Annotated in this window: 10 protein-coding genes and 1 tRNA gene; 6 read left to right on the top strand and 5 right to left on the bottom strand. The window is 69.7% G+C overall.

Going from position 1 to position 13385, the window contains the following annotated elements; all coding sequences use genetic code 11:
• Window positions 1-80 precede the first annotated feature (80 nt).
• Genes tmk through RCG67_RS10205 form a run of 3 tightly spaced genes read left to right on the top strand, consistent with a single transcriptional unit; the run spans window position 81 to window position 3558 of the window.
• Window positions 81-800, top strand: a complete 720-nt coding sequence (gene tmk / locus RCG67_RS10215; protein ID WP_368826013.1) for a dTMP kinase — start codon at window positions 81-83, stop codon at window positions 798-800.
• Complete coding sequence (locus RCG67_RS10210) at window positions 797-1936, top strand: DNA polymerase III subunit delta' (protein ID WP_058875333.1); 1140 nt, start codon at window positions 797-799, stop codon at window positions 1934-1936. The genes tmk and RCG67_RS10210 overlap by 4 nt, the downstream gene beginning before the upstream one ends.
• Before the next feature lie 32 nt (window positions 1937-1968).
• Window positions 1969-3558, top strand: coding sequence for an alpha/beta hydrolase (locus RCG67_RS10205; protein ID WP_368826012.1), 1590 nt, complete (start codon window positions 1969-1971; stop codon window positions 3556-3558).
• A gap of 64 nt (window positions 3559-3622) precedes the next feature.
• Here RCG67_RS10205 and RCG67_RS10200 read toward each other — a convergent pair whose 3' ends face one another.
• Complete coding sequence (locus RCG67_RS10200) at window positions 3623-4273, bottom strand: hypothetical protein (RefSeq protein ID WP_368826011.1); 651 nt, start codon at window positions 4271-4273, stop codon at window positions 3623-3625.
• Between the two features lie 180 nt (window positions 4274-4453).
• A complete protein-coding gene (locus RCG67_RS10195; protein WP_368826010.1) occupies window positions 4454-5173 on the bottom strand; it encodes an HAD-IA family hydrolase in 720 nt (239 codons plus the stop codon).
• Between the two features lie 221 nt (window positions 5174-5394).
• Between RCG67_RS10195 and RCG67_RS10190 the strand changes: the two genes are divergently transcribed.
• Window positions 5395-5467: transfer RNA gene (locus tag RCG67_RS10190), tRNA-Thr, on the top strand.
• A gap of 263 nt (window positions 5468-5730) precedes the next feature.
• Here the strand turns inward: RCG67_RS10190 and RCG67_RS10185 are convergent.
• Together RCG67_RS10185 and RCG67_RS10180 are read right to left on the bottom strand one after the other, a co-directional pair.
• Complete coding sequence (locus RCG67_RS10185) at window positions 5731-6957, bottom strand: aldehyde dehydrogenase family protein (protein WP_368826009.1); 1227 nt, start codon at window positions 6955-6957, stop codon at window positions 5731-5733.
• Between the two features lie 149 nt (window positions 6958-7106).
• Window positions 7107-8048 carry a tyrosine-type recombinase/integrase gene (locus RCG67_RS10180; protein ID WP_368826028.1) on the bottom strand — a complete coding sequence of 314 codons (942 nt, stop codon included), beginning with the start codon at window positions 8046-8048 and terminating at the stop codon, window positions 7107-7109.
• 300 nt (window positions 8049-8348) lie between these two features.
• On the opposite strand from RCG67_RS10180, the gene RCG67_RS10175 reads away from it, so the two are divergent.
• Both RCG67_RS10175 and RCG67_RS10170 read left to right on the top strand, forming a co-directional pair.
• Window positions 8349-8987, top strand: coding sequence for a restriction endonuclease (locus RCG67_RS10175; protein ID WP_368826008.1), 639 nt, complete (start codon window positions 8349-8351; stop codon window positions 8985-8987).
• 839 nt (window positions 8988-9826) lie between these two features.
• Window positions 9827-10738, top strand: a complete 912-nt coding sequence (locus RCG67_RS10170) for a hypothetical protein (RefSeq protein ID WP_368826007.1) — start codon at window positions 9827-9829, stop codon at window positions 10736-10738.
• Between the two features lie 761 nt (window positions 10739-11499).
• On the opposite strand, the gene RCG67_RS10165 is transcribed toward RCG67_RS10170, so the two are convergent.
• A complete protein-coding gene (locus RCG67_RS10165) occupies window positions 11500-13317 on the bottom strand; it encodes a sensor histidine kinase (protein ID WP_368826006.1) in 1818 nt (605 codons plus the stop codon).
• Window positions 13318-13385 lie beyond the last annotated feature (68 nt).

Here is a 13385-nt window from a genome sequence, read left to right as displayed (position 1 = left end):
GCCCAGGTTATCGGCCCGCGGCGTCCCCAGCCCGCACGGGACCGGAGGGCGCTGTCCTCCCGGGTGGATAGGCTGGGACCGTGACCACCCGACCGGCTCCCGTCCCGCCGCCCGCCGCCGCCGCGGAATCCTCCCCCGCCCCGTCCGGGCGCGGGCTCTTCGTCGTGTTCGAGGGCGGGGACGGCGCCGGGAAGTCCACCCAGGCCGGCCGGCTCGTGGAGGCCCTGCGCGCCGAGGGGCACGACACCGTGCGCACCCGGGAGCCCGGGGGCACCCCGCTGGGCGAGAGGCTGCGCGAGCTCGTGCTGGACCCCGCGCACGGGCCCGTCGACGCCCGCGCCGAGGCCCTGCTGTTCGCCGCGGCCCGCGCCGCCCACGTCGCCCAGCTCATCCGTCCCGCGCTCGCCGCCGGGCGGACCGTGGTCTGCGACCGGTTCGCCGACTCGTCCGCCGCCTACCAGGGCGCCGGCCGCGGCCTCGGGGTCGACCGCGTCGCGGAGCTCAACGCGTGGGCCACCGCAGGGCTCGTCCCGGACCTCACCGTGCTGCTCGACGTCCAGGCCGGGACCGGGCGCGCCCGCCGGGAGGCCCGTGACGGCGCCCCGGGGGACCGCCTGGAGACCGAGCCCGACGTCTTCCACGACGCGAACCGGCAGGCGTTCCTCGAGCTCGCCGGGCGGGCGCCGGAGCGCTACCTGGTGCTCGACGCCACCCGGCCGGCCGGGGAGATCACGGCCGCCGTGCGCGCCCGCCTGGCCGGGCTCCCCCGTTCCGCCCGGACCGCGGGGGTGGGCGCGTGAGCGTGTGGGACCAGCTGCTGGGCCAGGACGCCGTGGTGGCGCAGCTGCGGCGCGCCGCGCAGGAGGACCGGCCCACCCACGCCTGGCTGTTCACGGGCCCGCCCGGCTCGGGGCGCTCCAACGCCGCCCTCGCGTTCGCCGCGGCCCTGCTGTGCGAGCAGGAGGACCCCGCCGAGCGCGGGTGCGGGCAGTGCCACGCGTGCCGCACCGTCCTGGCCAGCTCGCACGCGGACCTCACCCACTTCGTCACGGAGAACCCGCAGATCACCATCGAGGAGGCCCGCGAGCTCGTGGTCCGCGCCCAGGACCGGCCCTCGGTGGGCCGCTGGCGGGTCATGGTGGTCGAGGACGCCGACCGCATGGCGGAGCGCACCTCCAACGTGATGCTCAAGGCCATCGAGGAGCCCCCGCCGAACACCATCTGGCTGCTGTGCGCGCCGAGCCCCATGGACGTGCTCGTGACGATCCGCTCGCGCTGCCGTCCGGCCACGCTGAAGGTGCCCGCCGTGGAGGACGTGGCCGAGCTGCTGATCCGCCGGCACGGGGTGCCGCGCCGGCGCGCGGAGGAGAGCGCCCGGCTCGCCCAGTCCCACGTGGGGATCGCCAAGCGGCTCGCCCTCTACGACGACGCCCGCACCCGGCGGCAGGAGGTCGTCTCCATGCCGCTGAAGCTCTCCGGGGTGCCGGACGCCGTGCGGGCCGCGGACCGGCTGCACAAGATCGCCGTGGAGGAGTCCCAGGCGGACGCCGAGTCCCGCAACGAGGCGGAGCGCAAGCAGCTGCTCGTGGCCCTGGGCGCGCCGGAGTCCGGGCGGGTGCCGCCGGCCATCCGCGGCGCCCTCAACCGGCTCGAGGCCGACCAGAAGCGCCGGTCCCGGCGGATCCAGACGGACACCCTCGACCGCTTCCTCATCGACCTCACGACCTTCTACCGCGACGTCCTGACCCTCCAGCTGCGCACGGGCTCCGCCCTGGTCAACGAGCACCTGGCCCAGCAGCTGCAGGACCACGCGTCCAACGCGACCCCCGAGCGGACGCTGCACCGCATCGACGTGATCAGCCGGACCCGCGACCGGATCCGCACCAACGTCAGCGCGCAGCTGGCCTTCGAGGCCATGGCCGTCTCCCTGCTCTGAAATCCCCCTCCCGCCCCCCCCTGAGGAGCCCCATGATCCGCCGTGCCGCCCCTTCGCGCCGCGCCCTCCTGCCCGCCACGGCCGTGCTGGGCGCGGCCGGCCTGCTCCTGAGCGGGTGCTCCTCCCTCGGCGCCGGCGCCACGGGCGAGCCGACCTCCGGGGGCGCCACCGGCGCCGTCGTCGAGGGCAGCCCCGAGGAGCTGCAGCGCTTCTACACGCAGACCGTCGTCTGGGAGGACTGCGAGTTCGAGGTGGAGACGAACGGCGCGCAGGACGACCTCCGGTGCGCCGACGTCGAGGTGCCCCTCGACTACGCCGACCCGGCCGGGGCGACGACCACCGTGGTGATGTCCCGCCTGCCCGCCCGCGGCGACGCCCGCGGCAGCCTGCTCCTGAACCCCGGCGGCCCCGGCGCCTCCGGGGTGGACGCGATGCTCTACGCGCAGTACACGGTCACCGGCGACGTGCGCGAGGCCTACGACGTCGTGGGCTTCGACCCGCGCGGCGTGAGCCGCTCCGAGGGGATCGAGTGCCTCGACGACGCGGAGCTGGACGCGTGGCGCGCCGAGCCGATGTTCGACCCGCAGGAGCAGCCGGCCGCGCAGATCCGGGCGGAGTACGAGCAGCTCGGCGCTGCGTGCGTGCAGGACTCCGGCGAGCTCGTGGCCGAGATGGACACCGTGAGCGCCGCCCGGGACATGGACGTGCTCCGGGCCGTCCTCGGCGACGAGCGGATGACCTACCTGGGCTTCTCCTACGGCACGCACCTGGGCGCGGTGTACGCCGAGCTGTTCCCCGAGCGGGTCGGCCGGCTCGTGCTCGACGGCGGCGTGGACCCGACCCTCAGCGACATGGACGCCACCGCGGACCAGGCCGAGGGCTTCGAGGCGAACCTGCGCCACTGGGTGCAGCAGTGCCAGTTCGAGAATCCGGACTGCGTGCTGGCCGGCGTCTCGGTGGACGAGGCGATGACCCGCATCCAGGAGCTCATCGCCTCCGTCGAGGAGGGGACCGTGACCGCCGCGGACGGCCGCCGGGTCACCGCCACCAACGTGGTCGAGGGCATCCTGGGCCCCCTCTACTCGACCAGCACCTACGAGGCGCTCAACGAGTCCCTGGGGGACGCCTTCGAGGGCGACTTCTCCGCGCTGCTCGCCCAGTCGGACGCCACGCACGGGCGCAACGCCGAGGGCCGGTACACGAACAACACCACGATGGCCTTCACGGCCGTCAACTGCCTCGACCGGCCCGAGGGGACGGTCACGGCGGAGCAGATGGCCCGGCACCAGGAGGAGCTCGAGCAGGTCTCGCCGACCTTCGGCCCGTACCTCGGCTACGGCGACGCCGCGTGCCAGGGCTGGCCCGCCGAGCCGGCGGGCCTCGAGGAGCCGATCGACGCCGAGGGTGCCGATCCCGTCCTCGTGGTGGGCACCACGCACGACCCCGCGACGCCCTACCACTGGTCCGAGGCCCTCGCGGAGCAGCTCGACAGCGCCCGGCTGCTGACCTACGACAGCTACGGCCACACCGCCTACTCGGCCGGCAACCGCTGCGTGCAGGACGCCGTGGACGCCTACCTGCTCGAGGGCGAGCTCCCCGAGCCGGGGACGACCTGCTCCTGAGGCCGGACACCCCGGACCGTCCGGCCGCCCGGTGGGCGACCGGTCAGGACCCGGACGCCGTCCGTCAGGCCGGGTCCTGCTCCTCCTGCTGGAGCCCCCCGCCCGCGCGGAAGGCCAGCGCCGTCAGCCCGAGGAGCACGCCGGCGACCAGCACGACCGCGTCGGTGTCGCCGAAGGCGTAGTCGTTGACGAAGGGGGCCCGGCCGAGGTCGACGCCGAGGTCGGCGAAGATCCGCGCCTGGGCCGTGGCGAACAGGAGCGGGCCCAGCAGGGCGAGCCCCACGAGCGCCGCCGAGCAGGCCGTCAGTCCCGCGGTCAGGACCCGCCCGAACGGCCTGCCGAGGTAGATGCGGCCGCACAGGTACGCCAGGAACGCGCAGATCCCGGCGAACACCGTGGAGCCGAGCGCCAGGGTCAGCGCGTAGGGCACCATGCTCGACGGGCTCACCCCCGTCACGCCCACGTGCACGTGGTCGTAGCCCTGCGAGGAGAGGCCCGGGCCCAGGTCCACCATGCTGGGCGCGGTCACCGCCGCGGCCTCCAGCCACAGATCGGCCGACCCCTGCCCGGCCCGCACCACGGTCTCGACGCCGGCCAGCAGGCTGAGCAGCCCGAGCAGCCCGAAGGAGACCAGTGCGCCCAGGAGCGCCAGCCGCTGGGCGGGCCGCCACGACCGGTGCCGGACACGGTGGGGGGACAGGTGTGCGCTTTCCATGGCGTCCTCTGCGGGGTGCTCGCTGCGGGTCCGGACGGCCGGGCGCTCGCCGTCCGCCGTCCAGCATGCCAACATCCGGGGTCGTCGTCGCCCCCGCCCGACGGAGCGCGTCACACTGGCGCGCGGTCCGGGCCGCCGCCCCCTCCGTGGTGCCCCGCCGTCACCCCGTGGCGGGGGGCGTCAGCTCCGTCCGGGCACCGGTGCCCGGACGAGACCGGGCAGGTCCCGGACCGAGTCGACCACCACGTGGGCCCCGGCCGCGCGCAGGGACGCGGCGTCGTGCGCGCCCGTGCGGACGCCGACCACCGCGGCGGACCCGGCCCGCAGCCCCGCCTGCACGTCCGCGGCGGTGTCCCCCACGACCATGACCCGGCGGACGTCGCCGAGGTCCAGCGCCAGCACCGCGGTGAGCACCATGTCCGGCCAGGGCCGTCCGCGCCCCGCGTCCGAGGGACACAGGCTGAGGTCGGCGAGACCGGTCCAGCCGAGCTGCTCCAGGAGCGTGTTGAGGCTGTGCCGGTCGTAGCCCGTGGCCAGGCACACCCGCAGGCCCGCCTCGCGCAGCGCCGTGACGGCCTCCTCCGCGCCCGCCACGGGGACGACCCCCTCGGTGGCCAGCAGCTCGTCGAGATGGCGCCCGAAGTCCCGGACCGCCTGCCGGGCACGCGCGGGCTCGGCGGCGAACAGCTGCTCGAGCACTCCGGCCTTCGACTGGCCCAGCGTGCCCCGGACGTGCTGGAGCATCTGCCCGAACCGCGCGGAGCCGGGGTCGACGCCGAGGCCCGTCACGGTGCGCTCGAAGGCCCGCTCCATGATCCCGTTGTCGTGGAACACCGTCCCGGACATGTCGAGGAAGGCCAGCTCGAGGTCCGGCGCGATGCCGCTGTCCGGGGTGCGCACTGGGCTGCTCCTGTTCCGGGCGGACCGCAGCGGCCCGCCCCGTCGTCGTGTCCGTCCAGGGTGCGCCCCGCTCCCCCGGGCCGGTAAGGCGGGCCGGCCGAAGAGCCGGTGAACTCCCGGGGAACGCCCGCACGGGGACCGGCCACCCCGATTGGGGACGCCCCGCCGCTCTCTGCTAGAGTTTCACCTGCACTGAGGCCGTCCCGGACGGTTGCGTGCACGCCTCCTTAGCTCAGTCGGTAGAGCGTTTCACTCGTAATGAAAAGGTCGTCGGTTCGATTCCGACAGGAGGCTCGATCAGAAAGACCCCGTTTCCCCTAGTCAAACTAGGGAAACGGGGTTTTTTCATAGCCAGCCATAAGTCAAGCTTGACGAATTAAAACGTCCATGCGTTCCCTGCTTTTCCGCACCTTTCCCGGAAGGTTGGACACTTTTTGGACACCCCTAGAGACGTCTCGATCTCGGTCGCGCCCCACTTGGGGTGAACACGCAGCGCGAGGCCGGGCGTAGGTCTTGTCCGCAAGCCATCCGCCAGAGCAGGACGCGCGAACAAGGGTTCACACACCACCACTTAATGCGGCACCGCCGAGCGCGGCGCCGGCGCCGGCCAGAGTAGCGAAAAAAATCATGCGGGAGTCCATGCGACTGCTCGAATCCTGCAGATTCTCTCTAATAAGTGACAGGTCAAGCGCCTCGATTTCCTCTTCGCCAATATCAAAGATGGGCGTCAGTTTTTCCAACCCATTTTCCTCTAGTACAGATTTGAACCTAACGCTAGACCTTCTCCACTCGCGCTCGAAGGACTCTACATAATTCATGGCGAGCCAAAGCCCCGAAAGCAGCTTCCGAGATTCACCCCTAAAGTTCCGCAGTTTCCAAGCATCCACAACACTTCGAGGATTAGGGAACTGCCGAGAGGAAGCCCTGCTGTACTCGATCAGCATAAGCTTGGCCGAGTCGCTGCGGGCCTTCGTCTCCATCGAGTAGATGGAATCCACTGAATCTCTTACCTGAGAGTATATATCCACTGCGTAAGAAATTTCGTGATAGGTTCGAAGCAGGTTGGATAGGTCATCTTTCTCGCGATTAAAGGGCGTGATTACACCGACGCCTACTGGCGTCTCTCCGGATATAACGAATTTATCTGGATGAGTGTCTCCATCAAAGGTGACCACGTCTGCATGAACGAACTTGTGATGACACTCTGCGCTACATGCGACCACCTCGGCCGCGTACCCGGCCTCACCCGCAGCGGCTTCAAGCACGTCAAATACAATGTGGCCGCCTGATGCAGTGGCTTCAGTCACATCCTGATTCCACTGTACGAGAACGGATACCCCATCCCAGACGACTAAGTATTCGTCCGAGGGCACATCATCGATCCCCCGATAGATTGGCTGGTTTTTAATAGGGACCCGGACGCGGAAGACAATGGGTTCATTTAAACGCAGGACCTCAAATCGATCTATAAACTCCCCGAAGTCCTCAGCTTCAGAGTTGAACTCCCAGTAAGTGTGGGTCCTGGCGTTATCCACCGTTTTAATCGCTCTTTCGATATAGACCTTCACTACGCGAGGGTCAACATCTAGCGCCTTTCGCAACTTCTCGGATACGCTGTGGGAAAATTCCCTTGCGTCGGGTGTTGTGAACATAGGTTCACTTCCATCAGGAAGACGCAAAAGCACGACTCCGAATCGGCCGACATAGAGAGGGCCTTGCACGCCCGACTGCGTCTCCTCTATTGCATGAGAAACTTCCTTTTGTGCGGTAGCTTCAGCGCCCATATCTCCTTATACCTTTTCGGTCATGTGGTGGATTGATCCACGATCTCATGATATTGGATGCCACCTCTCAGATCGCACATATTGGTGTATCAGCCATCCGTGGCGCACGGCTCGACGGATGGGTCAGTGCGCTACTTGCGCTACTTGCGCTACGCCCCAAATACCCTAGAAAGAGTCAGCGCGGGGTCACGTTCCAGCCGATTGCGGGATCGGTCATAGCGGCGAGTGGTACGCGGGTCGGCGTGCCCCATGAAATCCTGGACGTCGCGCAGCGCCGCTCCATTATCCAAAGCGATGGTGGCGTAGGCATGACGCAGGGAGTGTGGGCTGATGCGCCCCGGAATCCCGGCCTTATCGGCCAGTCGACGGACGGTTCGGTACGCCTCCGACTGGGCCCACTGGTGGCCGGTGGCGGTGGTGAACAGCCAGGGATCCTGCCTGTCGCCGCGCCGCGCCGGCGTGGCACTACGGATGGGTTCACTCAAGTAGTTTTCTAGAGCCCTGGCCACACCGGGCGTAACGGTGACCCGGCCGCGCTTGCCACCCTTCCGCACAATTTCTAGAACTACGGCGCCGGGTACGTGCTTGATCGCGGAGCGACGGGCCTCTAGAACTTCACTTATGCGGATGCCAGTGGTCAGCACCAGATACACCAGTGCATAGGAGCGTGGAGTGTCGTTTTGGGCAGCCGCCAGCAACGCCCGCGCCTCAGATTCGCTAAGTCCTTGAGTGGTGCTGTCGTGGAGATTGACCCGGGGCCGACGGACAACGGCTACGGGGTTTCCCGGCACAGCGTCTTCAGTCAAGGCGTAGGCGTAGAAGCTGGACACGGCTGAAAGCTTCCGGGCCCGCGTGGACGCCGCGCCCTCTAAGGTGCTGCGCCAGGTGTCTGCATGAACGCGACGGACCTCCAGTAGATCCAACTTGGAGACGGACAGCCACGACAGGAAGCTGGCGAGGTCCCTCCGGTATGCACGCCGCGTGTTCTCAGAAGATAGGGAAGCGAGCCAGCTGGCGATGAGCTCGCCGTGGGGCAGAGTCTCAGTCGTGTGCTTAGCAGGGGTCCTAGAAGGTGCTAGATGGCTGGTCATAGACACATGAAAATTCGCCTTATCATGTGTTCCGCAAATAAGGCATGCCGAGTGGTTGTGACACTTCCTCTAGAGCACTGCCCCCCTCCTCCCATTCAGCCGCATACGAGCCAGCGAAAGCGGTCGGCACCTGCAACCATCCGAGCAGTCCGCCAGGATCGATTCGCCCGTTCTGCGCGCGCGAGGATTGTCCCCACAACAGGGTCGTCAGATCCTCGTCAAGCCTGGTCTGGCGCGGCGCAGGACTGCTCTACGATGGGCCCATGAATTTACATTTGCACTCGCACAGGAGGAAGTGGCGTGGCAATTTCCAGTAAGAGTGAGGAAGCAGAGGAAAACGAGAGTTCTGCAGCCGGGTGCGCCCTATTGGCTCTCGGTCTCGCCGGCGTTGTCATAGCACTGTGCCTGCTACTGGAGATCGTCAGCTGGGTGGCGCCGTGGAGCTTTCCGTTCTGGTCGGGGACCGGCTCGATACTGGGAACGATAGTTATCCTTGGCATAGCAGTAGCCATGATCAACGCAACGAGCACCAGTTCGCCCAGCGATGACCTGGGGGATTCGAAGCCCTCGGAATATTACGAAGCGATGCGCGACCAGTCGATCTACGTTACAAATTGGCAGGACGCTGAGCGCAGCGCCAGGGACTTTATGCGCGCCAATGGCTACCCCGGTGCAACGCTGACGAATCCTGGCGCAGATGGCGGAGTCGATGTGGTCGCCGCCGGAGCGATCGCCCAAGTCAAGCATTACAACACTCCGATCGGCGAGCCTGCCATTGTGCAACTCGCAGGCACCACCATGCGCCCGCAGTACCAAGGAAGGGAGGCCCTCTTCTTCTCCTCCAGCGGGTATACCGCAAAGGCCACGACTACGGGCCGCGACCTGGGCGTCACCCTTTACAAGCTGAACAATTCACTTCATTGGGTGCGCGTGTACTGAAGACCGGCGATCGAGACAACGCCCAGCATGCCGCTAGGTACGAGGCGCCGATGTTACAGCCGTCGAAGTCGTCGGTTGTAGTGCCGATGGCACGACAGCATGCATCTACAAGCGTCGCTTATTTCCCTCGTCCACCTAAGGGGCCACGGGGGGGGGCCATCAGTGCGGCGGCGAGAATCGGTGGTGCATAGCTCGTGCGGGACCTTACGGGTTCCAGATTCACGATTTGAACGCGCCCGGAGACCTGAGGACCTGGACAGTCCCCGATGTTCTCCGGGCGCGTTCAGATAGGCACACAGAGCCGTTTATCCTCGCTCAGCGACCTGCTTGCCCGCGCCGGAAGCTACGCCACCCATTGGCTTGTGGGATCAGAAGCTGCGTCAGGAATCCTATGCAATGAGCACATGGAGGATGCACGGCGCTGAATCCGTCGGCATGGCCGTAGGCCGCCTGGGCGGCACATCGATCACACAAGCCGAGACGGCTGTAGTGGTCACGCGTGCGGTCCCTAAGTTGAGCCTCTCGCATGGTTTCCACCCTGGGACTGCCGCGCCGGAGAGCAATTGACGCCCTACTCGCGACGATGCCCCTCATCGGCCGCCTCCAAAGTGGAAGGTATCCACGCTGGCTGTCTCGACACCATGGCGCCTACGGAAGGCTCCGGACCCCCTGGGTCCGGAGCCTTCTGCACTGCCCCGCCCGCTCCCCCGCCGGACGGCGCGCATCCGCCGTCACAGTCGCGTCACCACAGGTCACAGCCCTGTTTGTGGCACGGGGCCCGCCGTACGCTGAGGCTGTTCCGGGCGACCGGCCACCACGGACGACTTTGGCGGTGCACCATGCAACTCCGTTCCCGACAGCTGCTCTGCGCGCTCGTCCTGGCCGGAGCAGCACTGACCGTGCCGGCCTGCGGCGGCTCTCCCGGCTCGTCCCCGAGCACGCCCGCCCCGTCCGGCTCCGCGAACCCGCCGGGCTCCGCGGCTCCGTCCGGGTCCGCGGTCGCCTCGCCGGGCGAGACCGGCGACCCCCCGGTCTCGCGCATCCTGACCTGGCTGCGGATCGGGCCCAACGGGGAGGGCACCCCGCTGTGGTACGACCCCCTGAAAGACGGCGACTGCGGCGACGAGCAGCTGCTCGCGTCCCGGGGTCAGCCCATCCCGCGGGCCGGCGCCCTCCTGTGCGAGGCCGCCACGACCAACGACGCCGAGCTGTGGCGGCAGGGCGAGGAGGCCCTGGCCGCCGCTCCCGCCCCCGGCAGCTGCTGGGAGGAGGAGACCGTGGCGGGCCTGCGGCGGCTGGTCGAGTTCCACCGCAGGGCGCCGGAGGCGGTCCCGGACCTGCGGGTCCCCGAGGGCACGGCCTGTCCCCTCGTCCTGGAGAGCCTCGTCTCCCCCCTGGCCCCCGGGCTCGAGGGCCTCGAGATCCCCGTCTCCACCTGCGGTGGCGCCCCGGTCTTCCTGCAGGGCAATCTCGAGTGGATGCCGCCCGAGGGCATCCGCGCCGTGACGGTGGGCGCCACGGAGGTGCCGGTGCAGCAGGGCAACGGGAGCCTGTTCTTCCGCGCCCCTCCGTCCGACGTGACGGGCCACGTCCCGGTGTCCGTCACGGACGCGGACTGGCCCGTCGGCGGCCTGGCCCACCTCGTCTACGAGGTGCCGGCGACGGCCTGCCCCGATCCGCCGGCGACCGGCCCGGGCTCGACCGGCACACCGGCTCCGGCGGGCACACCGGCTCCGGCGCCCACGCCGTAGGCGCCACGGTGGCGGCGGAGGGACCGGCCACGGCCCCGCTCTGGACGCGCCTGGTCCAGGCGGTCTCGGAGCTGGGCGTCTCGGTCGGCCTGCTCACGGCCCTGCTCGTCTACTACGGCTGGGTCCGCGCCGGCGCCCAGGCCCGGGCGATGGGCCTGGACGTGCACCTCTTCGGCTACACCACCCAGGACTACCTCCTGCTGAGCATCAGCTCCCTGTACGGAATCCTCTTTTGGATCGCCGTGGCCCTCCTCGCCGGGCTGTGGGCGGACCACCTGGTCCGCGAGCGCGTCGACGCCCGCGTCCGGGCGTCCGGGAGCGCGCCGGTGGCGCGGTGGGCGCGCCGGGGGACGTGGCTCTTCATCGGGCTGGCCGTCGCCGGGTGGCTCCTGGAGCGCACCGTTCGGGACAGCAGGGAGGCCTGGATCCTCCCCTTCGCCATGGCGCTGTGCGTCCTGGGCGCCGCGTGGGCCGCCGGGCTCCGGCGGCGCGTCACGGCGCGGGACCGACCGCCCACCGCGCCGCGCGGCCAGCTCCTGGGCGCCGCCGCGCTGGTGTCGGTGGTCGGCCTCCTGGTCTTCTGGGGCACGACCGCCGCGGCCGAGGCCATGGGAGAAGTCATGGCCTACGACCTGGAGGAGAGCCGGGAGAAGATGCCACGGGCGGTCGTCTACAGCGAGGAGCCGCTGCACGTGGGTCTCCCCGGGGTCGGCACGGAGCAGGTGGGCACGCCGGACGACCCGCTCCACCGCTACGACGGTCTACGGCTGCTCACGCTGCGCGGCGGCCGGTACTTCCTGCTGCCCGAGGACTGGACCGTCGAGCACAGCACGGTCCTGGTGCTGCCCGACGACGGCTCCGTCCGGCTCGAGTACAGCCGCTGAGCCGCCCCGCGCCGCCCGGACGCCGCCCTCCGCGCCGTCCGGTCCGGCCGCGGGCAGGCCCAGGGTGACGACCGTCCCCTCCCCCGGCGCGCTCTCGCACCGGACGGTGCCGCCGTGGCGCTGGACGATCTCGCGCACCACCGCCAGGCCCAGGCCCAGCCCCGGGATCGCGCTCATCCGGGCGTTGCGGCTGCGGAAGAACCGGCTGAACACGTTCTCGGCGTCCTCCGGGCGCATGCCCATGCCGCGGTCGGCGACCTGCACCTGCACGGTGGCCCCGGCGGAGGCCACCCGGACCGTCACCGGCCCGCCGTCCGGGGAGTACTTGATGGCGTTCGAGAGCAGGTTGTCGAGGACCTGGCCCAGGCGCACGGGGTCGCACGGCAGGGCCAGGCGGGGCGGGGCGTCGACCCGCAGGTCCACTCCCGCCTCCGCCGCACGGAGCCCGGCCGCCGCCACGGACTGCTGGACCACCTCGACGAGGTCGGCCTCCACCAGCTGCAGCTCCAGGCCGGGGCCGGCCGTGCGGAGGAGGTCCTCGACCAGCACGAGCAGCTGGTCCGCGTTGCGCTCGACGACCTCGAGCCCGGAGCGGACGTGCCCGGGGAGCCGGTCGTCCATGGCCAGCAGCTCGGTGTAGCCGCGGATGGACGTCAGGGGGGTGCGCAGCTCGTGGGAGACGCCGGCCAGGAAGTCGTCCTTGGCCTGCAGCGCGGCCACCAGCTCGGTCACGTCGTTGAAGGACAGGACGGAGCCCTCGGTCCTCCCGTCCTCGTCCCGGAGCACCCGGGCGGACACGGAGAGGACCCGCTGCACGGGCGGCTCCCCCGCCCAGATCAGGACGTCGGAGAAGGACTCGCCGCGAATGGCGCGGCGGGCGGGACGCCGCTCCGCCGGCAGCGGCGTCCCGCCCGCGTCCCCGTAGACGCGCAGGTCCGCCTCGGCGCCGTCCCGCATCCCCTCGGGCAGGGAGAGCTCGTGGATCCGGTGCTGGCGCCGGTTCATGAGGACGTCGTGGCCGTGCTCGTCGATGGCCAGCACGCCCACGTCCACCGTGTCCAGGACGGTGTTGAGCAGCCGCTCCCGCCGCGCGGTCGCGCTCAGCAGCCGGCGCAGCTCGGCGTCCTTGGCCTCGAGCTCGGCGTTCTGGCGCTCCATGCTGTTCGACAGCACCTGCACGGTGAGCCCGATGCCCAGCAGCATGAACGGGATCAGCAGCGGGGCCGTCAGCAGCTGCGCGCTCAGCGGTCGAGGCGGGACCACGAGGGGGACCCACACCATGGCGAGGGTCAGCAGGAACCCCAGCGGGGCGGCCGCCCGGGGCAGCCGCCCCGAGCCGGTGAACCAGATGACGGGGAACGCCGCCATGATGCCCACCCCGGTCACCGTGCTCAGCGTGCCCTCCCGCAGCAGCGTGATGGGCACGAAGTCCAGGACCGGCACCGCGAGGAACGCCCCGTCGGGCAGCCGGTCCCACGGCACCAGTACGCACAGGGCCGTCAGCACGACCGTGAGCGCGAGGGCGAGCTGCACCCGCAGATCGTCCCGGAGCGGCTCGTGCACGATCCAGATCCCGGCGACGAGCACGACGGTCGTGACGAACAGCGGCAGCTGGCTCAGGAGCACGCGCGAGCGCATCGACAGCTCGTGGAAGCTGATCCGGTCGAGGGAGAGGACGGTGAGCAGACGGTCCACGGGGAATCTCTTCCGACAGGGGGCGTCATCCACGGGGGCTCGGGATGACAATTGCAAAGAATAGCGGC

It is taken from the genome of Kocuria cellulosilytica, from assembly GCF_040981245.1.
GTDB classification, from domain to species: domain Bacteria; phylum Actinomycetota; class Actinomycetes; order Actinomycetales; family Micrococcaceae; genus Kocuria; species Kocuria cellulosilytica.
The sequence above is the reverse complement of the archived record's forward strand: the minus strand, read 5'-3'. Positions and strand labels throughout refer to the sequence as shown.